This window comes from Kyrpidia tusciae DSM 2912 (assembly GCF_000092905.1).
In the GTDB taxonomy this organism is placed as follows: Bacteria; Bacillota; Bacilli; order Kyrpidiales; family Kyrpidiaceae; genus Kyrpidia; species Kyrpidia tusciae.
On sequence record NC_014098.1, the window covers coordinates 1,904,702 to 1,923,887 of the forward strand.

Here is a 19,186-nt window from a genome sequence, read left to right on the forward strand (position 1 = left end):
GAGCCCCTACATGATCCGCCGTCTCAGGCGTCCGATCCACGCCTGGGCCGGACTTTGCCGCCGGCGCAGTAACGCCGAGCGGACAGTCATGATCCCGCCGATGATCCCCAGCACCGTGGAAAGGGTGCGCATCCATCGCCCTGCTGCTCCCATGAAGACCCCTCCTTCTGATGGTGGGTCAGCTCTAGTATGCCCCGTCCATGGAGCTCGCCGGCGACCAGTTCCTCCCAAATATTGCTGACTCTACGCGATCTGCCGCATCACGCGTCAACGCTTCGACGTCAAGCTTCTCCTCCGCCCGGTGAACCTGGTCCAACCGGGGCCGGGTGCTCGGGTTTCGCGGCGTGAAAATCGTGCAGCAATCCTCGTAAGGTTGAATCGAGGTCTCGTATGTCCCGATGCTGCGGGCGAGGCGGATGATCTCCACTTTATCCCAGGCCACCAGGGGCTTCAGAATCGGAAGGGTCGCGACTTCGTTGATCGCCACCATGCTCTCCAGGGTCTGGCTCGCCACCTGGCCGAGGCTTTCCCCGGTCACCAAGGCCAAAGCCCGTCGGCGGGCGGCAATGCGCTCGGCGATCCGCACCATCATCCGCCGCATGATCGTCACGTAGAAGGGTTCGGGGCAGTGTATCCGGATGGCCTTTTGGACGTCGGTAAAATGAACCACATGCAAGGTCATCCCGCCCTCAAAAGCCCCCAGGAGGTCAGCCAGCTGCTCCACCTTTCTCCTGGACCGTTCACTGGTGAAAGGATAACTATCAAAATGGACCGCCTCCACCTGAACGCCCCGTTTCATCGTCATCCAGCCCGCCACCGGGCTGTCGATCCCCCCGGACAACAGTAGCATCGCCCGTCCGCTCACCCCCACCGGGAGTCCCCCCGGCCCGGGAATCCTCTCGGCGAACAGGTACACTTCCTCCGGTCGAACCTCCACAGCCAGTTCCACCTGGGGCTCGTGGACATCCACCCGCAACCCGGGAACCCGGGCAAGCAGCGCCCCCCCCAGCCGGCGGCTAATCTCCGGCGAGGTCAGGGGATAGCCTTTGAACGCCCGCCGGGCCTCCACTTTGAACGTCAACGGTTGATTCGTACTGTTCCCACTGCCCCCAGCTTTTTGCACCACCTGCTCCATCAGTTCCACGGCGGCATTTTCGATGTCCTCTAGGTCGTGCCCCGCCACCCGCACCGGACTGAGGGAGACCACTCCGAAAACCCGGGATACGGCCTGGGCGATCTCTTCCCAGGGATGTCCTCCCACGTCCACCAACACCCTCCCGTCCGACCGGTACACTCGCGCCTCCGCGAAGGGCCGCAAAGCCATTGTTATATTGTCCAACAAACGGCGCTCAAAAGAGGACCGGTTCTTTCCCTTAAGCGCCGCCTCGCCTTCCCGCACCAGCAACAATCGATACATCCCGCCTACCTCCGCATCATCGGCCGCAGTTCTTTCACCACCTCGGCCAAGGCCGCCCCGGCCTCCTCCACTTCGGCCACAGTGTTGAAAGGGCTAAAACTGAATCTCAGCGCCCCTTCGTTCACCTCCGGCGCCACTCCCATCGCCCGGAGAACGTGACTGCCCTTCGCCGATCTGGAGGAACAGGCTGAAGCGGTGGACACGTAAACCCCCCGTTCCTCTAAAGCGTGCACCAAAACTTCTCCTTTAAAGCCGGGGAAAGACAGGTTCACGATATGAGGCGCCCCGTCTGGGGGTGAATTCAGCCTGTGTTCGGGCACCTTTTGCCGCAACACCTCGATAAAGGCCGCGTGAAGCTCCGACAACTGCCGGACGGCTTCCCGCCCGTGGGCCAGCCACCACCGGCAGGCCGCCCCCATTCCGGCGATAGCCGGCACCCCCGGGGTTCCCGAGCGCCGCCCCGCCTCTTGGCCCCCGCCGTGAAGCAGCGGCTCCCATTTCAGGCCTTCCCGGATATACAGCGCTCCTGCTCCTTTGGGACCGTGGATTTTATGGGCGCTGAGAGAGATCAAGTCGACTCCGGTCAAGGGTACGGGTAATTTGCCAAAGGACTGGACCGCGTCAATATGAAAAATGACCTTGGGCAAGCGCTTGAGCTGTTGGCCCAGGGTCTGTACCGGCTGAATCGCTCCCGTCTCGTTGTTGACGTGCATCACCGAGACCAGCATCGTGTCTTCCCGCAACGCCCCAAGCACCGCCCGGGCATCCACCACCCCGTTTGGTTCCGGATGGACCCGGGTGACCTCGAAACCGACCTGTTCCAGGAAACCGCAGGTTTCCAGAACGGCGGCGTGCTCCACCGCCGTGGTCACGATGTGCTTTCCCCGTCCCCGGTGTGCCAGGGCCGTCCCCACCAGGGCGGCGTTAATCGCCTCGGTGCCCCCGGAGGTGAATACGATCTCCTTCGCTTTGACGCCGAGCAACCGGGCCACATCCGCCCGGGCGTCCTCTATCACGTCCTCCGCCGCCAACCCCAGGCCATGCGCCGAAGAAGGATTGCCGTATTGCTCCCGCAGTGCAGCCGTTACCGCCTCCACCACTTCCGGAAGCGGCCGCGTGGTCGCACTGTTGTCTAGATAGATCAAGCGCTTCACCTGTTTCATTTTTGCTATCACCTTCTATCAAACATTGACAGATTTGACAGCAAAACAGTTTACGCTCTCCGAGAGGCTGGCTGCTCCCCGAAGACCCGATTGGCGAGGCCCTGGGGCCGAGCATCTGGAGTCCCGCCCGAAACAGTACCATCAGGCCGTCCGCCGACCAGAGTCCGGCACCGACAGTTTCCAAACGGCGGGGTGGTCCCTCGACGCTTGCGCGTCTCCCACCGGCAGGACAGGGATCGGTTTCGCCAACCCGGAAGGCCGTTTTGCCGACCCCCCCAGGATCAGCCACCCGGCGGCGCTCCGCTTGCGCCTCATCGTCAAAGCCGTGTTCCGTGCGGCCTTCGCCAACCCCCGCACGCCCTCACGGTCTTTCTCCCGCCCGGCCTGTCCCTGTCCCGTCCTCCCGGGAACATCCCGGGAACTCTGATTCATTCATGCGTGGTTCTCCCAGTAGCGCTTCAGCAAAATTCTTTTGACTTCTTTGTGTGGGGTGTACTTTGTGATCTCCTGGTCGCGAAGACGCCCCTTCACATTGGTCGCCGCCACATGGTCCGCATCTCCTTCATATCCGCACTTTTGGCACCGGAATGAATCGCCGTTGCGGTTCTTGCCGTCCACCCACCCGCATCCGGGACAGGGACAGGTCTGGCTCGTATAAGCGGCGTTCACCGGTCCCGGATCGGTTATGGAATACACATGGCACAAGTATTCCAGTCGCTCCCGGATCGCCTGCCGTTGCCACTGGCTCACCTTGCGGGACAGCCCCTTGTTCCTCGCCTTCCCCCGCAGGTGGGACAAATCTTCGTAAGCGATCACCCTTGGCCGGCGTTCCCGAAAAAACGCCCGAAACGCCCGGTTGATCTCGTTCTCGCACCACGCCCGGTACCGCCTGTGTCGCTTGTGCTGTTTCACCAGCCCCAGGTTGTGCCGACGAATTCGCCGGGCCTTTCCCGGGTCCCGCTCCCGGTTTTTGCGATACAACGCCCACAGCTTCTGGCGTTTCCGTCCTTTGTCCAGCACGTGGTCCGACATCTCTTGCAGGGCCTGGCCGTACTCCGGCCGATACTTCTTCCCCGAGTCGTCCGTCAGAACTTCGGTGACTCCCAGGTCGATTCCCGCCTCTTCCTCCCCGGCCGGGTAGGTCTTCGGCTCCCGGCTCATATGAATCTCCACCGCCTGTTCGTCCGGCAGCAAAACCACCCGCAGATTGCCCCTCAGCTTGTGAATCCCGGAAAGGGGGATCACGATCCTTTTTCCCGGGGACAACCCCATCACCGCCACATACTGCCGGTTGCCCACCATGAACACTCGGTACATCTGTTGATCCACAACAAAACTCCGGGCTTTCCTGACCCGCGGCCTCTTTCCCAGGACCCGGCGAAACAGCCGCTTCAGCCCGTGGCGGATCTTCTTCCGCCCGGCCGGCTCCAATTCGGTCTTTTTCCCGGCCAGATCCTCATCCCGAAAAATCGCCTCAATCTTTCTCCAATCCCGGGGGCTGTCCCCGAACTTGTCCAGCAACCAGAAGGCGTAATCCCGTTCCTTCGGGGTTAACCCTCCGTTGCGGTAAAGATGGTCCCGCACCTCGGCAATCGCCGCTTCCCACTGTCGCTCCAAGGTCCATAAGGCGTCTTCCAAAGCCAGTTTCCACTGCCGGGCCTGAAGCCCGAACGGACTCACAAACCCGGCGGCCACCCGTTCATCTCGAATTCTCCGTTTATACCCCAGATCCTTGAGGGACTTCACCTGCGCGTACTCCACCAAGAAGGCGTCCTTCTGCCGGGAATACGCCTCGGCCACTTCGACGATCTGCCTCCATTTCTCACGATTCAGCGGCAGGCTCTTTTGTCGGATCGTCTGTCGCACCGGATAGTTCCTCCCGAACGGCTTTGGTCAGTTTCCGCGCCCTGTAGGTTCGCGCCCCGTACAGTTTTACCGCAAAATGCTGGACAATGCTTATTAGATCTTCGACCAGTTCCTGGGCCGTTGACATGTCCTCGGCCTTGTTGACCACCAGAATCTCGCAACCGAACTGTGCAAACAGGTCCTCCAAGAAATCAAACCCAAACCGGACCAGCCGGTCCTTGTGAGCCACTTCCTAACGCTTGATAAAACATATTCTCGGTGTATCTGCGCTTGTTGGTAGGAGTTCGCAAAGGCACCAGCCTGCCTTCCCTGTCCCACGCTCGAAGTGTGGAGACGCTGACGCCAAGTTTCTCCGCAAACTCTCGAATCGAATAGAGCTTCACCTGAACATCACCCTATATCAGATTCTATCAGGTGACGTTGATTTTCGGCAAATCACTTCTCTTCTTCACAGAACGCCAAAAGCTGTATTCAACCTCCCACCGCCCGGCGGTTCGGTTACGATTATAAAAAGCCCCGGTCAACGGCACAACCGCTGTCCAGGGCTCTTTCCCTCCGTTCTCGGGACCCGAAGCGATCCGGGATCAGCCGCCGAATGCGCCCACCACGGCCTCCCCGGGCAATTGATGCTCCAACCCGTGCCGCCCAATATAGCGAACCAGATCCACCACCCGGCAGGAGTACCCCCATTCGTTATCGTACCAGGCCATGACCTTGATCATCCGGTCTCCCACCTGCATTGTGGAGAGCCCGTCCACGATGGCCGATGCGTTGCGTCCGACAAAATCGATAGAAACCAGAGGCTCCTCCGTGTAATCCAGGATCCCCCGCATCTGACCGAGGGAAGCCTCCCGCAACGCCCGGTTGACCTCTTCCACCGTGGAGGGCGCTTCCAAGGTCGCCACCAAATCCACGATGGATACGTCCGGAGTAGGCACCCGGAGGGAGATCCCGTCCAGCTTACCCGCTAACTCCGGCAGTACTTTGCCCACCGTTTTCGCCGCTCCGGTGGTGGTGGGAATGATGGACTGCCCACACGCCCGGGCCCGGCGCAGATCTTTGTGGGGATTGTCCAAATTCCGCTGGTCATTGGTATACGCGTGAACCGTCGTCATCATGCCCTGAACAATGCCAAACCGATCCTGAATTACCTTGGCCACCGGAGCCAGGCAGTTCGTCGTACAGGAGGCCGCCGAAAGGATGTGATGCCGGGAAGGATCATACACATCTTCGTTGACACCCATGACGATGGTGACATCTTCGTTTTTCCCAGGGGCGGTAATGACCACTTTCTTCGCGCCCTGCTGCAAATGTTTACTGGCTCCATCCCGATCCCGAAATTTCCCCGTCGCCTCGATGACGATGTCGACGCCGAGATCCCCCCAGGGTAGCTGCAGTGGATCCCGATCGCTCAGCAGCCGGATCTCCCGGCCGTTCACCCACAGGCAACCGTCCCCGGCCTCCACGTCTCCGCGGAATAAACCGTGGACCGAGTCGTACTTCACCAAGTGTGCCAATGTTGCCGCGTCCGCTGTGGCGTTGACGGCCACGATGTCCACGTCGCTAAATCGCAGTGCCGCCCGCAAAACCATCCGGCCGATTCGTCCAAATCCATTGATGCCGACTCGAATTGCCATCGACCTGCCTCCCCACCCGCAGATTCCTCCCTTCCATTGTACATGGTTTCACCAGATTGTTCTATACTGTTTTTCACGAGCCTTGAAAAAGTATGTCACATTTCCGCGAACATCGGAAAACCCATCAAAGTCCAGAGCCTGCGAACTACAGTTGCGCCCCCCGGAGGATGAACGCCAGCCCCATGATCAGAAACAAGGCGCCGGCCAGCACAAGAGCGATGGACAACTTCTTCAGCATTCCGCATCGACCCCTTTACGGATCTCCAACACCCGAAACGCTTCACCGAGACCCCCGGGGATCAGCAATTGTTTGATCGCGCGATTCCGCCGGGCCCGGGGATCAAAGGGCTGGTCCGCTGGGCAATCGGACAACTCCCGGGCAATTCCCGCATCCCACAGAAATTCGCCCAAGGACCCTTCAAAGACCACTTCTCCACCCGCTGCCTGGGCGACCCGCCGTAAGATCGTGAAATTCACATCCGCCGTGATATCCCTCTCCCCCGGCTCCTCCCACCACCGATCGAGACACCGGTGCTGAAAAAATGCCCGCAGGGTACCGTGGGGACGATGCGGCCCGTACAGGCGGTCCTCGTCATCCCCGTAATCGACAATGAGGACCAGCCCTTCCCTCAGCTGTTTTAACACGCGACGAATCCAGGCCGTGGCACCGGGGGCCACCTCAAACCCGCACTCGGGAGCTACCCGCGGGCGCCATTCTTCAAAGGCCCGGCGCCCCTCAGGCGAAGCCGGGCCGTACTTTCGAAGCCATCGACCGTCCGGTCCCAGATCCACCCAGGCCTCCTCCAGCCCCTCCGGCCCCCGCCGCAACAAGTGAGCCGGCATCGCATCCAAAAGCTCGTGGGCGATCACTATACCCCGGTCCAACCTCGGCATCTTCTCGGGCCAATCCACCGCCGACCCGCAGTTCTTCAATCGGCGGGCCTGGTGCTCTCTCCAAGCCGGGGAAATCTCCACGATGGAATACCGGAGACTCCCAATCCCCACCTCCGGCCACGCGGCGAAAATCTGCTCCGCCAGCCGTCCGGTCCCGGCGCCGAACTCCACGATTCGAACGTCCGACCACCCGTACCGGCGGGCGCGCTGCGCCGCCCAAGCCGCGATGGTCTTTCCGTACACCGGGTGAACATCCGGAGCGGTGTAAAAGTCCCCAGCCCGCCCGAACACATCATGTTCTCTCATGTAATAACCGCCCGCCGGGTCGTACAGCGCCCACTCCATGAAAGTGAAAGCGGTCACAGGCCCTTTCTGGCGAATCCGCTCGGCCAGTCGCTCTTTTAAGGGGACCTGCCCCGAAGAAGCACCGGCTTGCCGGGGCTTTGGATCCGACACCTGGCTCACTGTCGGATCACATCGTCGATCAGGCCGTATTCCTTCGCTTCATCCGCCGACATAAACCGATCGCGATCGGTATCCTCCTCAATCCGGGACAGGGGCTGACCGGTCCTCTCACTGAGAATTCGGTTTAACTTTTCCCGCACCCGCAGAATTCGGTCCGCGTGGATCTTGATGTCCACCGCCTGTCCTTGGACCCCGCCCAAGGGTTGGTGAATCATGATTTCGCTGTTGGGCAGCGCCCGGCGTTTTCCCTTCGCCCCAGCTGCTAGTAGCACCGCTGCCATGCTCGCCGCCATGCCCACACAGATCGTCGCCACATCCGGACGGATATACTGCATGGTGTCGAGGATCGCCATCCCCGCCGTCACCGACCCCCCGGGGCTGTTGATATACAGGGACACGTCCTTTTCCGGATCCTCGGCCGCCAAAAAGAGCAGTTGGGCGATCACCGAGTTCGCCACCTGGTCATCGATGGGCGTCCCGAGAAAAATAATCCGGTCTTTCAGAAGACGTGAATAAATATCGTACGATCGTTCTCCGCGACTTGTCTGTTCCACCACAATCGGTACAAAATACATACTTTCCCCTCCTTCATCGACCTTTATCCCCATTATGCCATATCGAACACCAAAGGTCAAAAATGGTCAAAGAAAAAGCGCCCCGGTATCGTTTGACCAGGGACGCTCGTTCAAGCCTGACCCGGGCCCATACCTCGAACAGACTGACGGCAACCGGTCGGCCCTAGCGAAACCGGACCCCGAATTTCCCCCGGCTGGTCCGGTACAACTCCACTTCCTTTGGGGGGTTGGGTCCATGGATCCGTTTATCCCCTTCCACCCACATGACGGCGCAGTAGGCTTCGAACTTGCTCTCGTACAGTCCTGCCCAGTATATCCAGGACATGCTCCATCCCCTTCGCCGCTTTTCGCTTATTGTGCGATGCCGGCCAAGGGTTTATGCTCTCCCCACTCGCCAGGCCGATGGCCTGAGCTGGACAGGTCCTCACATCCAAACCCGGGCCCCGCCCACGTTTAGGATATTCTCATGACCGAGAACCTGCCCCATGACTTTCATCGCCATGGCATTGGAACCGTGGGTAAAATACGACCCGCACAGCCGCTGCAGGATCTTCACCTTGTAACCGGAATCCGTGAGGGCAAACATCGTGGCCAGAATCGTGGTCTCCGAATCCACTCCGGCCAGGTGAACCTCTTCGATTCGAGCTTTCTCCAGGTGGTCCCGCACCTCGGGGGTCAGGGCCGAGTACGTCGTTTTCTCCACCACCACCGCCTTGTCGTGGTGCAACAACAGCGTATCCTCGCCTCGGTTATCTTCGTGCACCCAGTGAGTGAGAATAATGAGATCATATTCGTGGCCATGTTCATCCAGGTACTTTTGGCACAGGGTCTCAATGTAATCCAGGGTGTTCCCCAAAAAATCCTCTTGTACATCGGTGATCAGCAGTGCCTTTTTCATCGCCTCACGCCCTTTCTCCGCCATCGTCAGATTCCGTCCTCATGGTATCATCGGGAAATTCGCTTGTAAATCGCTTCACCAAACCGGCACAGACCAGTCTTCCTACTGCCTGATAATACCCCGACGCCGCTTCAAGTAAACGGTCAATCAACTCTTCGGGACAGCCTGTCGCTTGACAGACCTCCCGCTCTCGATGGAGCACCGGGCCGAACTCTGTCACTTCCCGCCTGGCGGACTCCGCAATCCGGTCCAACTCCTGCAACGGATACCACTCCCAGCCCTTTGCTCCCTTCACCCACAGCGACCTCCCCCCGGCTCCGATCGACTCGTCTGCTGCAAGGCTTGTTCGAGCCACGAGGAGAGGATGAGCAGCCTTTCACTGGCCCTACCCGAGGCGAGGAGTCGCTGCCGTTCCATGATGTCCAGCTCCAAGGTCCCGGCCACCAGCCAGGTCAACCGGGCAGGATCCCGGGGAATGTGCCAAGAGGTCTGATTCTGGGGTCGACGAGCAGCGTTGTAATGGTGAAACTGCGCCCTTACCCGGGCGACCAACGCCTCAATCTCCCGAAACGGCTCTTCCACATCGTAGAGGGGTTGTACCCGGGCGGTAAGACAGGGGCCGTCATAGGCGCTATAAAGAACACGGAACCGTTGGCGGCCGGTCACCTTGACCGACATTCTCCCGTCCGCGAATTGAGTGACCTCCTGAATCCAGGCCGTTGTGCCTACCCGATGGGGCACCGCCTCATCGCCGACCTCATCCCCGCTTTGAATTAAGGTCACGCCAAAAGGCACTCTTTGCATGAGACACCACTCGATCATCGTGCGGTATCGCCGTTCAAACACGTGCAAAGCCAGAGTCTGGCGGGGGAAGAGCACGGTGTGTAAGGGAAACAGCGGGAGGTCAAACCACTCCAATGGAGAATCCCTCCGTTCATGCCTTTACGGCTTGGATTTTCAACCGGATATGCCGGATCCTTCGCGAAATTTGGGTTGTCCGTCCGCCCCATTCTGCGTATGATGATACATAAGAACGAGTTCTTTGCTCGTCGGATGATCCGTAAGGAGGGTGGAGCAATGGTGGCCAAGGAGCATCTGCTTGCATTGAAAAACCGCATCCTCCCCCCGGGGGCCGGTCCGGTCATTGAACTGCTCTCCCAGCACCACCAGCAACTCGAGATGACCTCGATCATCCTGGAGCACGTACCGCTCATCATCATCGGTCGCCACGGCATGATCGCCCGGCTGCCAATCGACGGACGGATCACCAAGCTGAGTCAGCCTCCCGAGATCCTGACGTCTCTGCAGCGATTCTTCGAAAGCGAACAAACTCTGTACGTGTTTATCAACCTGCCCGAAATCCAATTCCCCGCCGCGGTGACGGAAGTCATTCGCGAAGTGGAGGAACGCGTTCAGAAGCGGGATGAGTTGATGCGCCAGATCGATGAAGCGCTGGAACGCCGGGACCGGGGAGCCTTCCTTCGCCTCGCGCAAAGCCTTGCCCAGCTGGAAGAGTAACCCATGGCCGGGTCAAACCCGGCTTTTTTTTGTGCGAACCGCCCTCAGAGACGGCCTATTCCTCCTGTTTCTCCATTTCGGAACCCTCCTGGCGGATGTCGAGCAGATGACCATACCGCTTGACGAACACTTCGGAAATCTCCCGGTGTTCTTGGTCGTTCAGCGGCTCCACAGCCACCTCGCCCGGTTCGCCTTCCATCCGGAAAAACCAGATCATCGGGTTCGTCTCGGCCTTGCGATCGTAGTAAGCTCCGTAGCGCCTGCCCCGGTGTTCAAAGAAAGCGCCCAGGGCCGCCTCTGCAACCTCGTCCTCCTCGTGCACCGACACAAAAAAGACATCCCCGACCTCTGCCAAAACCCTTTCCGTGAATGTCTCGCCCGGATACTCGAGGACACTGGCCCCGCCGTCAACGCCTTCGTGCAAGACGTAAAGGTCCCTCCGCCCATCCCGGTCGAACTGCCAGAGCACCAGGTGGGCCTCCTCGTAAAAAAATGCGTACGGCCGGGCCTTGGTGAACGTAAACACCACCTTCGTATCCCCCCGAATCCCCGTACGTGTGAACATGGCAGCGGCAGGGCTCCCCCCTGCCGACCGCCGTCAACGTTTCCAAGACAGATACTGTTTGCGCACCGCTTCTTCCGTGTTCTCTTTCGTCAAAGACGCGCACATAAACAATAACGCCACAATCGCAGCCGCCGCGGCCACCACCCCGAGCATAACAAATCCGCCTCCTTTTCCATTACCGTTCCCCCCTAAGCATAAAAACAATCTAATGTCCCCGTCAAGTCAAGCCAACACTTTTCCCGGATTTTTACGTTCCGGCGACGTCATCAAACTGTTCCTTCCCCCCATCCCACCCGCCTTGCACGCGATATCCACTCCGAATACAATCGAAACGATACGATGATCCTGGGCTACGAAGCCGGACGCCCCGACCGTCCGAAGGCTATCCGGGTCCAAAGGCCCAGTCAAGGGGGAACGATTTTGGCTTTAGACGTAAACGAATTGTGGGCACAAGCCTACGAACTGGGACTGCTCATCGCCGAGTCTTCGGAAATCGAAGCGTACCGCCAGGCGGAGAAAGCCCTTGGCGAGAACGCCGAGGCCCAGGCCCTGATGAGGGAACTCCGGGAACAACAGGAACAGCTGGACCGCCTCAGAGCCTACGGCTCCGGAGAACACTTGCGGCCCCTCGAGGAAAGCGTCGAGGAGATTTTGAAAGCCCTCGATGCCATTCCCGAGGTCGTCGCTTTCAAGAATGCCCAACAACAGGTGAACGACCTTTTGAAAGAGGTGACCCGGACCATCCTGTCCGCCATGCAGGATCCTCCTGAACCTCCACCCGGCCCACGCGATTGCGGTTGTGATTAAGGTTGCCGAGGCACGGAAAAACGTGGTATGATGAGTCGAATTCCCCGAGAGGAGTCGATGGCATCCGTGCCTCATGACAACCATGTTCACGACGAACACCACGACCACGATCATGACGAAACTGTTCTTCTGGAGGACGAGAATGGAAACGAGCGGGAATTTCGGATCGTCGACGTGATTGAAGTTGGCGGTAAGGAATACGCCGTTCTCGTGCCCGAAGATGAACCCGAAGGAGACGGCGTCGTCCTCCGCATCGACAGCGACGCAGATGGCCAAGAATATTTGGTGGACATTGAAGACGATGCGGAATGGGACCGGGTCGTCCAAGCGTATGAAGCCGCTGTTGAGGAGGATAACTGACCTCGGAGTCCACCCCCGGCTCGATAACCATGGCGCCTTTCCCCGTCTCTTCGGGCCGGGGGACTCCGATTATATCGATCGCAAGAAGCCGCAGAAATGCGGCTTTTGTTCTCAGGGGGGACCGGATTATGGAGATTTTCGTCGTGTGCCCGACCTGTCAACGCCACGACTATTATGAAGTTCCGGAAGACCTGGAGGTGGGGATGTACGACCCCGAACCCGTCGGCCTCTGGCGCTGCCCGAACTGTGGCCGGGAATACGCCGTCCGGGTAACGGTGACCCTCCACCCGCTGAGCCGCAAAAACCCTTGACTCTGTCAGCCGGGATCCCACCGATACAGGCCATGTAGTAAAATGGATCCCTCTTCGGGGATCCATTGTTTCGATAAAATTACATTGTCCACGACATGGAGCGGGTGATGGGAATCGAACCCACGTAACCAGCTTGGAAGGCTGGGGCTCTACCATTGAGCTACACCCGCGAATGGCGGAGTGAGACGGATTCGAACCGTCGATACGGCTCGTCGCCGTATACTCGCTTAGCAGGCGAGCGCCTTCGACCTACTCGGCCATCACTCCGCGGGACAGGGGCCATGAAATAAGCGGGGACAAATCTCAGTCACTCCGTCCCCGGGAAGCAATCCCAACCAGCGGCCACAACAGGCAATTTTCATTGTATCCATTGCAGAGTCTCTATGTCAACAGCTCGACTCGTCAGGATCGTCATGTCCTCCCCGAAAATCGCCATTCATAGCGGATAAGCACTTAAAACGAGACAATACGCCCGAAATCCGGCTCAATCACAGAACAGCATCTCACACCGCCCGCCATTCATGGCACCTTGTTTCAGCACTGCAGGACACCGTAGACCCAGGGCCGAGTTCCCCGGACCTTTACAACGCGCAGTGCCCCTGTCCGACCGTGCGCGCCCAACTGCGCATGGAGCGAAGTGTACCATTACCGGTCCTTGTCGTGGCCCTTTCCGCGACCTGGAGGATTTTTTGGCACTTCTAGGCCCCGCCACCCGACCCGGTCAATAAACGAGCTTTCAACTTGCGTTTGTATGCCTCCACTCCGGGTTGGTCATAGGGATCCACCCCGAGCAGATAGCCGCCCAGGGCGCAGGCCGCCTCGAAGAAAAAGACCAATTCGCCGAACAATTCCTCCCCCGGCCCTTTCGCTTCAATCCGGAGCTGGGGCACCCCGCCCTCCCGATGCGCCTCCATCACGGCCGCCATCGCCGCCTCTTGGAGGTCATCCAGTCTCTTCCCGGCAAGATAAGCGGAGGCCGCGTCCACATCGTCCGGAATCACCGCCCGGGGATCCGGCGACTCCCCGGCAGCCGGCTGAGGCGCCGAGGCCCCATCGACGTCAAGGACCGTCTCGAACAACAATCGCCGTCCCTGCTGGACAAACTGCCCCATCGAGTGTAGATCTGTCGTATAATGGAAAAACGCCGGAAACAGCCCCCGGCCCTCCTTCCCCTGGCTCTCCCCGAACAATTGTTGCCACCAGCGGGAAAAATCCGCCATTCGGGGTTCGTAAGTCACCAACGCCTCCACCATCCAGCCCTGCAAATACAACAAGTGTCGTGCAGCGGCGTACAGGATTGCCGGATTCGCCCACAAATCCAAACGGCGACAATCCTCCCATCCCCGCCGGGCTCCTGTCAAAACGCGCCGGATATCGATGCCCGCCACCGCTGCCGGGAGCATCCCCACCGGTGTCAACACCGAGTACCGTCCGCCGATGTCGGGGGGGATCGGTAGTCGGCGATAGCCCTTCTCAACAGCGTATTCTCGCAGCGCCCCCCGCTCCGGATCGGTCACCACGTAGATCCTTTCCCTGGCCTGAGGACCGTAACGCCTCTCCAAGTTCGTTCGCAACAGATGAAATGCGGCCCCGGGTTCCAAGGTGGATCCCGATTTTGAAACGACGATGAGCGCAGGCTCCCGGTCGTCGAGGTCGTCCATCAGGCGCAACAGTTCCCCCTCGCTCAACTGATACCCCGCAAAAACCACCGGGAATCCCCAGAACCCGGAAATTTCCGACCCCGGGCGGAGCATCGCCGTCATCGCCCGGGCACCCAGGTACGACCCGCCGATCCCCACCACCACCGCCACATCCGCCCGGGAGCGAATCTCCGTGGCCGTCTCCTCCACTTCCTGCCACAACCCGTCATGATCCTCTTCCGGCCAGGTCAACCACCCCTTTTTTCCCTCGTCCTCTTTGGGGTCCCACAGTCGACCCTGGGCGGCTTCCAGCTGACTCATCAGTCGGCCAAGCGCCTCACCGGACACCCAGGGCTGCGCCCCATCCACCTGCACGCGAATCAACCCATCTCCCCCTCTCCCACACTAGCCCCCCTCACCGTTCCCCACCCCTGAAAATGTCAGCGAGCGCCCCTTCCAGATCCGGGTGCCGAAATGCATAACCCCACTGCTCCGCCCGTTTGGGCAACACCCTCTGGCCCCGGAGCAACACGTCCGCCCCCTCACCGAAAACGACCCGCAACGCCGCCCCGGGCACCGGCACCCGGTAAGGCCGGCCCAGCACCCGGGCCAGGGTGCGCCCGAAGGTCTCCATCGTCACGGGATTGGGACTGACTGCGTTGACCGCCCCTTGGACAGGACGTTCGAGGGCAAATCGAAAAAGCCCCACCGCGTCTTCCAGGTGTACCCAGGAAACCCACTGCCGACCCGTGCCAATCCTCCCGCCGATTCCTAAGCGATAAGGAAAAACCATCCGGGGCAACGCTCCACCCTCCCGGCCCAGTACCACCCCGAGCCGAACCCTGACCACCCGGGCGCCGAACTTTTCGGCGCGAAGCGCTTCTTCTTCCCACATTTTGACCACTGTGGCGAGAAAATCATCCCCGCCAGGGTCCTCTTCGGTAAACACGGCGGTCTCAGAAGTCCCGTAGAATCCCACCGCCGAAGCGCTTACCAACACCGGACGGCCCCCGCCAGGGGCGGAGGACAGGACCTCCACCACCCGCCGGGTGCTTTCCGCCCGACTCCGGAGTATCGCCTCTTTCTGCCGTTTTGACCAACGCCGCCCCGCGATGGGCTCGCCGGCCAAGTGTACCCAGGCCTCGACCCGCTTGCGACGTGCCCGGTCCATCAGTCCATCCCATCCGCAGATCTCCACCTCCCCCACCCCCGCACCCGCAGGAACGGTCCGCCGAAACCGTTCCGGGTCTCGAGTCACGATCATGACGCCGTACCCTGAGTGGAGCAGGTCTCGAATAAGCGCCCGGCCGACAAAACCTGTTCCCCCGGTAACGCCGACGATCCCGGCGTGTTCAACCCTCTGACCGATCATCTGGCCGTCCTCCTCGTTCCCGGACGATCTGACCTGCGAGAATCAAGAACACCGGCTCCCGTGCGACTTTGATGACAATTCCGCTCAAGGGCTTTCACCGTGATTGGTGCAATTGGTTGAAGCCGTTTACCCGCAAGCGCTGAGCCGCGCTTCCCGCATCCTGAGCCCGGAATGCATCGGGGCTTGCTCATCCCTCATCCTAACTCTCCTTCGCACCCGCCACCAACAAACAGACCGGGCAATGTCCCCCTTATGATACCATCCGGGCCGAGCGGAGGGCAGTCCCACCGGGACGAGAGCCACATTACTCGATCAATCCCAAGGCATGATAATCCCGCACACTCACCACGCCGTCCACCGGAAGGTGCTGACTTCGTTCAAACGCTTTGAGGGCCGCTTGGGTGGACAACGAAAAGCGGCCATTGCAGGGCCCCCGGTAAAAGCCCAGGCGGCGCAACCTGTCCTGGACCAGCCACACATCCGTTCCAATATCGCCGTCCTTGAGCCGGCGCATGTATTTCAGCGGGTCGCCGATGATGCGCACCGGTGTCCCGACCCGGATCATCTCGTACAGCTCCTCCACGTCTTGGTTTCTCATGCGGATACAGCCAGCGCTCGCCGACCACCCGATGGAATGGGGGCGATTGGTCCCATGAATGCCATAAATCCCCCATGGGACATTCAAACCGAGCCAGCGGGTGCCAAATCCGCCACCCCAATTTTTATACTTGTTGATGACCTTCCAATGGCCGATGGGAGTGGGACTGTCGGGTCTCCCGAGTGCCACCGGGTATTGTCTAATGGCAATGCCGTCCCGGTAGACAGTAAGTCGGTGGGCATCGGTGTCCACCTCGATCCGCATCGGCGGCCCGGACTCGGCGCGGACATGAGCGTTCCCCCCGAGCCCAAACACGGCAAGGATACACACACATAGAGCAATCCGCAGGGCACGCACCAACCCTTCCCCTCTTTCTCCAGGGGTCTCCACAACCAGGGCAGGATTTGCTGCGTGTTATTGTCTTCAACCGCCGTGGAATGATACTCCGGTGCCATCAAGAGGTAGACAACGCAAATAAAACAAGGGCCGGTGTTGATATACACCAGCCCCAAAACCAGAAAATCGAATCCCCGGCCGTTGCACGCGGAATTCTACGTGTCTAATAGCGTGACTTTAAAACATGGCGCGCCTACCAGGACTCGAACCTGGGCACCCGGCTCCGGAGGCCGGCGCTCTATCCACTGAGCTATAGGCGCACGATTCACAGGCTTCCCGGCCGGGATTCGGACCTCGGCCTCCCCGGTCGACAGCCGTCCAACCGTTTCGGGACCTGGGATGCCTTCGTTTCCCCGACGCGAAGATTATCTTACCACCCCGCCCGAAAGATTGCAAGACCCCTCACGTTATTTTTTCGCGCCTCCCGTCCCGACGTGCGGCGACTCCATCCCCTCCAACTCCGCCAACCGGCGCGCCAGGTGCTCCCGGGCCGCCTCCTCCCAGCGGTCCGCCAAGGCCCGGAGCTTCTCCGCCCCCCGGCGCTCGAGAGCTAACCCCAGCAGCCGGTCCGCCAGCCGGGGATTCTTCGCAAGCAGCGGCCCGTGCAGGTATGTGCCGAACACCCGGCCCTTGCGCGCGCCCTCGGTACCGTCGCGGCCGTTGTTCCCTTCCCCGCGGACCACCCGCATCCACGGTTCGGTTCCCTCCCGGAGATACGTGCGGCCGGAGTGATTCTCGTAGCCGAAGATCGTCTCCGTCCGCCCGTCGAGGATACATTCCGCCATGACATTGCCCACCATCCGCCGCTCCCCGGCCACGGTGTACACGTCCAGAAGCCCGATCCCCGGGATCCGCTCGCCGGCCCCGGTCTCAAAATACTCCCCCAGCAACTGATAGCCGCCGCAAATCGCCAGCACCACTGTACCCTCGGCCGTCGCCTGCTCGAAGTTGGTCCGGCGACGCTGCAGATCCCTGGCCACCAAACTCTGCTCCCGGTCCATGCCGCCCCCCATCACCACCAAATCGCAATCCCGCAGGTCGACGTCGTCCCCGGCGTCCACCCGGATCACGTCCGCATCGATTCCCCGCCACCGGGCGCGCTTCTCCAGGATCATCACATTGCCCCGGTCACTGTACAGATCGAGCAGATCGGGATACAGGTGGCCGATGATCAGTTTCGTCGTCACGCTCATCCACCTCGCCTCGCCGCAGCAGCCAGTCCCTCAGCGTATATAAAGACGTATAGGTCGTCAACACGTACACCGCGCCGCCGGGCCCACTCCGGCCGCTCAGCTCTCCCGTCCGCTTCCCTTGTCCGGACCGGCCAATCCCACCGGCTTCTTCCGGCCCCCGGGTGCCGTCCGCGCCGGACCGCCGTCCGCCATCCCGGCTCACCGCCGCCTCGACGCAGGCCGTCGGGTCCCGGATCATGCGGATCTCCCCCGGCCACTCGGCGTACCGCACCCGGATCGCCATATCCTCGGCCCGGGTGCCGGCGCACCACACCCGTTCGAACCCCTTGTCCTTCAGGCGCTCGAGGTCCGCATCCCAGATCCACGACACATCCGTCCCATCGGCGTACAGGTCGTTGAGCACCAGCACCACGTCGGTCACGTCCGGCGTCCGTTCGACCACCTTCAACTGTTCGTTCAGTCCCGCCGGATTTTTCACCAGGGCCAACACCACCGGCCGCCCCTCGACCCTGAACCGCTCCAACCGCCCGAGCCCCGTCCGAATCCGTCCCGTGGCCGCCCGGACCTGTTCCGCCGACAATCCCAGCGCCCTGACGGCCCCGTACGCCGCCAGCACATTGTACACGTTGTACAGTCCGGGCGAATCCAGCCGGGCCGGCACCCCGTCCACCTCAAACGCAAGACCCGTGCCCGCGATTCGAATCCGTCGGGCCGCCGGATCCGGTCGCGGGCGCTCCCGGCCGCACCCCGGGCACCGCCAGACCCCCAACTGCCCGTAGAAAAATCCGGCATAACCCAGGGGATGCCCGCAAAACCCGCAGAATTTCCCGTCCCGAACCTCCCTGGACCCGGGTTCCAGCCACTGCGGCGCATCGAGCCCGTAAAACCGCACGGCCCGCCCTTCGGGAGCGGCGCGATAAGCCAGGGGATCATCCCCGTTGATCAGGCAGACACAGGACTTCGGCACCCGGGCCAACGCCGCGGCCACCAAGTCCACCACCCGGTCCAGTTCGCCGTACCGGTCCATTTGATCGCGGAAAAAATTCGTCACCACGACGACCCCCGGCGCGAGATCCTCCACGACCTTCTCGACGGTAGCCTCGTCCACCTCAAACACCGCCGCCTCGCGCTCCCGCCGGGTCAGAGGCAACTGCTCCACCACCGCCGTGGCGATCCCTTGCACCAGGTTCGCCCCCAGGCGGTTGCTCACCACCTTCCAGCCATTGTCTCTCAACCAGCCGCCGACCAGGTTGCTCGTGGTCGTCTTGCCGTTCGTCCCGGTGATGAGCACGATTTTCCCGGCAAACCGCGCCCCCGCCACGGCCAAAAAATCCGGACACAGCCGCACGGCGACGACCCCGGGAAGCGTCGTCGCTTTTCGCCCCGCGGCCCGCAATAATCGGGACACCGCCCGTCCAACGAGCAGGGCCGCCCAGAATCTCCATCGCCTCGCCACCCATCAGACCCTCCCGCCACTGTCCCTGGATCTATCATACCATATTTTCTCTGGA

Annotated in this window: 22 protein-coding genes, 3 tRNA genes and 1 pseudogene; 4 read left to right on the forward strand and 22 right to left on the reverse strand. The window is 60.9% G+C overall.

What is annotated here, in order from left to right:
- Positions 1 to 6 precede the first annotated feature (6 nt).
- From BTUS_RS18410 to BTUS_RS09500, 13 genes and pseudogenes are all read right to left on the reverse strand, one after another.
- Positions 7 to 153 carry a hypothetical protein gene (locus BTUS_RS18410; protein WP_169307958.1) on the reverse strand — a complete coding sequence of 49 codons (147 nt, stop codon included), beginning with the start codon at positions 151 to 153 and terminating at the stop codon, positions 7 to 9.
- Between the two features lie 31 nt (positions 154 to 184).
- The gene (gene thiI, locus BTUS_RS09450; protein ID WP_013075874.1) at positions 185 to 1,417 is read right to left on the reverse strand and encodes a tRNA uracil 4-sulfurtransferase ThiI; all 1,233 of its coding nucleotides are present in this window, start codon (positions 1,415 to 1,417) and stop codon (positions 185 to 187) included.
- A gap of 5 nt (positions 1,418 to 1,422) precedes the next feature.
- Positions 1,423 to 2,580 (reverse strand): cysteine desulfurase family protein, encoded by a 1,158-nt coding sequence (locus BTUS_RS09455; RefSeq protein WP_013075875.1) that lies wholly within the window; start codon positions 2,578 to 2,580, stop codon positions 1,423 to 1,425.
- A 141-nt stretch (positions 2,581 to 2,721) separates the two neighbouring features.
- Positions 2,722 to 3,012 carry a hypothetical protein gene (locus tag BTUS_RS09460; protein ID WP_013075876.1) on the reverse strand — a complete coding sequence of 97 codons (291 nt, stop codon included), beginning with the start codon at positions 3,010 to 3,012 and terminating at the stop codon, positions 2,722 to 2,724.
- Positions 3,013 to 4,341: an RNA-guided endonuclease InsQ/TnpB family protein gene (locus tag BTUS_RS09465; RefSeq protein WP_013075877.1), complete on the reverse strand. Its 1,329-nt coding sequence runs from the start codon at positions 4,339 to 4,341 to the stop codon at positions 3,013 to 3,015. It abuts the gene before it with no gap.
- Positions 4,342 to 4,402: 61 nt separating this feature from the next.
- Positions 4,403 to 4,829: pseudogene (locus BTUS_RS19255) on the reverse strand (IS607 family transposase).
- Between the two features lie 201 nt (positions 4,830 to 5,030).
- Positions 5,031 to 6,083, reverse strand: a complete 1,053-nt coding sequence (locus BTUS_RS09475; RefSeq protein WP_013075878.1) for a glyceraldehyde-3-phosphate dehydrogenase — start codon at positions 6,081 to 6,083, stop codon at positions 5,031 to 5,033.
- A 231-nt stretch (positions 6,084 to 6,314) separates the two neighbouring features.
- Positions 6,315 to 7,442, reverse strand: coding sequence for a class I SAM-dependent methyltransferase (locus BTUS_RS09480; RefSeq protein ID WP_013075879.1), 1,128 nt, complete (start codon positions 7,440 to 7,442; stop codon positions 6,315 to 6,317).
- On the reverse strand, positions 7,439 to 8,017 hold the full coding sequence (clpP, locus tag BTUS_RS09485; RefSeq protein ID WP_013075880.1) for an ATP-dependent Clp endopeptidase proteolytic subunit ClpP: 579 nt from the start codon (positions 8,015 to 8,017) through the stop codon (positions 7,439 to 7,441). The genes BTUS_RS09480 and clpP overlap by 4 nt, the downstream gene beginning before the upstream one ends.
- A 163-nt stretch (positions 8,018 to 8,180) precedes the next feature.
- Positions 8,181 to 8,342: a hypothetical protein gene (locus BTUS_RS18415; RefSeq protein ID WP_013075881.1), complete on the reverse strand. Its 162-nt coding sequence runs from the start codon at positions 8,340 to 8,342 to the stop codon at positions 8,181 to 8,183.
- Positions 8,343 to 8,441: 99 nt separating this feature from the next.
- Complete coding sequence (locus BTUS_RS09490) at positions 8,442 to 8,939, reverse strand: cysteine hydrolase family protein (RefSeq protein WP_013075882.1); 498 nt, start codon at positions 8,937 to 8,939, stop codon at positions 8,442 to 8,444.
- Positions 8,920 to 9,210, reverse strand: coding sequence for a hypothetical protein (locus tag BTUS_RS09495; RefSeq protein ID WP_013075883.1), 291 nt, complete (start codon positions 9,208 to 9,210; stop codon positions 8,920 to 8,922). Before BTUS_RS09495 ends, BTUS_RS09490 begins: the two co-directional genes overlap by 20 nt.
- Positions 9,207 to 9,833, reverse strand: a complete 627-nt coding sequence (locus BTUS_RS09500; protein WP_013075884.1) for an LON peptidase substrate-binding domain-containing protein — start codon at positions 9,831 to 9,833, stop codon at positions 9,207 to 9,209. Before BTUS_RS09500 ends, BTUS_RS09495 begins: the two co-directional genes overlap by 4 nt.
- Before the next feature lie 159 nt (positions 9,834 to 9,992).
- On the opposite strand from BTUS_RS09500, the gene BTUS_RS09505 reads away from it, so the two are divergent.
- Positions 9,993 to 10,433 (forward strand): IDEAL domain-containing protein, encoded by a 441-nt coding sequence (locus BTUS_RS09505; protein ID WP_013075885.1) that lies wholly within the window; start codon positions 9,993 to 9,995, stop codon positions 10,431 to 10,433.
- Positions 10,434 to 10,488: 55 nt separating this feature from the next.
- Here the strand turns inward: BTUS_RS09505 and BTUS_RS09510 are convergent, their stop codons facing one another.
- Positions 10,489 to 10,962: a hypothetical protein gene (locus tag BTUS_RS09510; protein WP_123809273.1), complete on the reverse strand. Its 474-nt coding sequence runs from the start codon at positions 10,960 to 10,962 to the stop codon at positions 10,489 to 10,491.
- A gap of 456 nt (positions 10,963 to 11,418) precedes the next feature.
- Between BTUS_RS09510 and BTUS_RS09515 the strand changes: the two genes are divergently transcribed.
- The 3 genes from BTUS_RS09515 to BTUS_RS09525 all read left to right on the forward strand — a co-directional run bounded on the left by BTUS_RS09515 (position 11,419) and on the right by BTUS_RS09525 (position 12,476).
- Positions 11,419 to 11,805, forward strand: a complete 387-nt coding sequence (locus BTUS_RS09515) for a RicAFT regulatory complex protein RicA family protein (RefSeq protein WP_013075888.1) — start codon at positions 11,419 to 11,421, stop codon at positions 11,803 to 11,805.
- Positions 11,806 to 11,862: 57 nt separating this feature from the next.
- Positions 11,863 to 12,165: a DUF1292 domain-containing protein gene (locus BTUS_RS09520; RefSeq protein ID WP_013075889.1), complete on the forward strand. Its 303-nt coding sequence runs from the start codon at positions 11,863 to 11,865 to the stop codon at positions 12,163 to 12,165.
- Positions 12,166 to 12,293: 128 nt separating this feature from the next.
- Entirely contained in the window at positions 12,294 to 12,476 is a 183-nt protein-coding gene (locus BTUS_RS09525; protein WP_013075890.1) for a zinc finger protein 62, read from the forward strand.
- A 96-nt stretch (positions 12,477 to 12,572) separates the two neighbouring features.
- Here the strand turns inward: BTUS_RS09525 and BTUS_RS09530 are convergent.
- The 8 genes from BTUS_RS09530 to BTUS_RS09565 form a co-directional block, all read right to left on the reverse strand.
- Positions 12,573 to 12,646: transfer RNA gene (locus BTUS_RS09530), tRNA-Gly, on the reverse strand.
- A gap of 3 nt (positions 12,647 to 12,649) precedes the next feature.
- A tRNA-Ser gene (locus BTUS_RS09535) sits at positions 12,650 to 12,743 on the reverse strand.
- A 431-nt stretch (positions 12,744 to 13,174) separates the two neighbouring features.
- Positions 13,175 to 14,491, reverse strand: a complete 1,317-nt coding sequence (locus BTUS_RS09540; protein WP_245543406.1) for a glucose-6-phosphate isomerase — start codon at positions 14,489 to 14,491, stop codon at positions 13,175 to 13,177.
- Between the two features lie 40 nt (positions 14,492 to 14,531).
- Positions 14,532 to 15,488: a TIGR01777 family oxidoreductase gene (locus tag BTUS_RS09545; protein ID WP_013075892.1), complete on the reverse strand. Its 957-nt coding sequence runs from the start codon at positions 15,486 to 15,488 to the stop codon at positions 14,532 to 14,534.
- Positions 15,489 to 15,792: 304 nt separating this feature from the next.
- Positions 15,793 to 16,443 carry a L,D-transpeptidase family protein gene (locus BTUS_RS09550; protein WP_013075893.1) on the reverse strand — a complete coding sequence of 217 codons (651 nt, stop codon included), beginning with the start codon at positions 16,441 to 16,443 and terminating at the stop codon, positions 15,793 to 15,795.
- Between the two features lie 224 nt (positions 16,444 to 16,667).
- Positions 16,668 to 16,742, reverse strand: a tRNA-Arg gene (locus BTUS_RS09555).
- 147 nt (positions 16,743 to 16,889) lie between these two features.
- Entirely contained in the window at positions 16,890 to 17,675 is a 786-nt protein-coding gene (locus BTUS_RS09560) for a type 1 glutamine amidotransferase (protein ID WP_041304051.1), read from the reverse strand.
- On the reverse strand, positions 17,611 to 19,131 hold the full coding sequence (locus BTUS_RS09565) for a MurT ligase domain-containing protein (protein ID WP_013075895.1): 1,521 nt from the start codon (positions 19,129 to 19,131) through the stop codon (positions 17,611 to 17,613). Before BTUS_RS09565 ends, BTUS_RS09560 begins: the two co-directional genes overlap by 65 nt.
- Positions 19,132 to 19,186 lie beyond the last annotated feature (55 nt).

Coding starts and splice junctions, on each gene's coding strand:
- BTUS_RS18410 (WP_169307958.1), bottom strand. CDS start 153: ATGGGAGCAGCAGGGCGATGGATGCGCACCCTTTCCACGGTGCTGGGG.
- thiI (WP_013075874.1), bottom strand. CDS start 1,417: ATGTATCGATTGTTGCTGGTGCGGGAAGGCGAGGCGGCGCTTAAGGGA.
- BTUS_RS09455 (WP_013075875.1), bottom strand. CDS start 2,580: ATGAAACAGGTGAAGCGCTTGATCTATCTAGACAACAGTGCGACCACG.
- BTUS_RS09460 (WP_013075876.1), bottom strand. CDS start 3,012: ATGAATCAGAGTTCCCGGGATGTTCCCGGGAGGACGGGACAGGGACAG.
- BTUS_RS09475 (WP_013075878.1), bottom strand. CDS start 6,083: ATGGCAATTCGAGTCGGCATCAATGGATTTGGACGAATCGGCCGGATG.
- clpP (WP_013075880.1), bottom strand. CDS start 8,017: ATGTATTTTGTACCGATTGTGGTGGAACAGACAAGTCGCGGAGAACGA.
- BTUS_RS18415 (WP_013075881.1), bottom strand. CDS start 8,342: ATGTCCTGGATATACTGGGCAGGACTGTACGAGAGCAAGTTCGAAGCC.
- BTUS_RS09490 (WP_013075882.1), bottom strand. CDS start 8,939: ATGGCGGAGAAAGGGCGTGAGGCGATGAAAAAGGCACTGCTGATCACC.
- BTUS_RS09505 (WP_013075885.1), top strand. CDS start 9,993: ATGGTGGCCAAGGAGCATCTGCTTGCATTGAAAAACCGCATCCTCCCC.
- BTUS_RS09520 (WP_013075889.1), top strand. CDS start 11,863: ATGGCATCCGTGCCTCATGACAACCATGTTCACGACGAACACCACGAC.
- BTUS_RS09525 (WP_013075890.1), top strand. CDS start 12,294: ATGGAGATTTTCGTCGTGTGCCCGACCTGTCAACGCCACGACTATTAT.
- BTUS_RS09545 (WP_013075892.1), bottom strand. CDS start 15,488: ATGATCGGTCAGAGGGTTGAACACGCCGGGATCGTCGGCGTTACCGGG.
- BTUS_RS09560 (WP_041304051.1), bottom strand. CDS start 17,675: ATGAGCGTGACGACGAAACTGATCATCGGCCACCTGTATCCCGATCTG.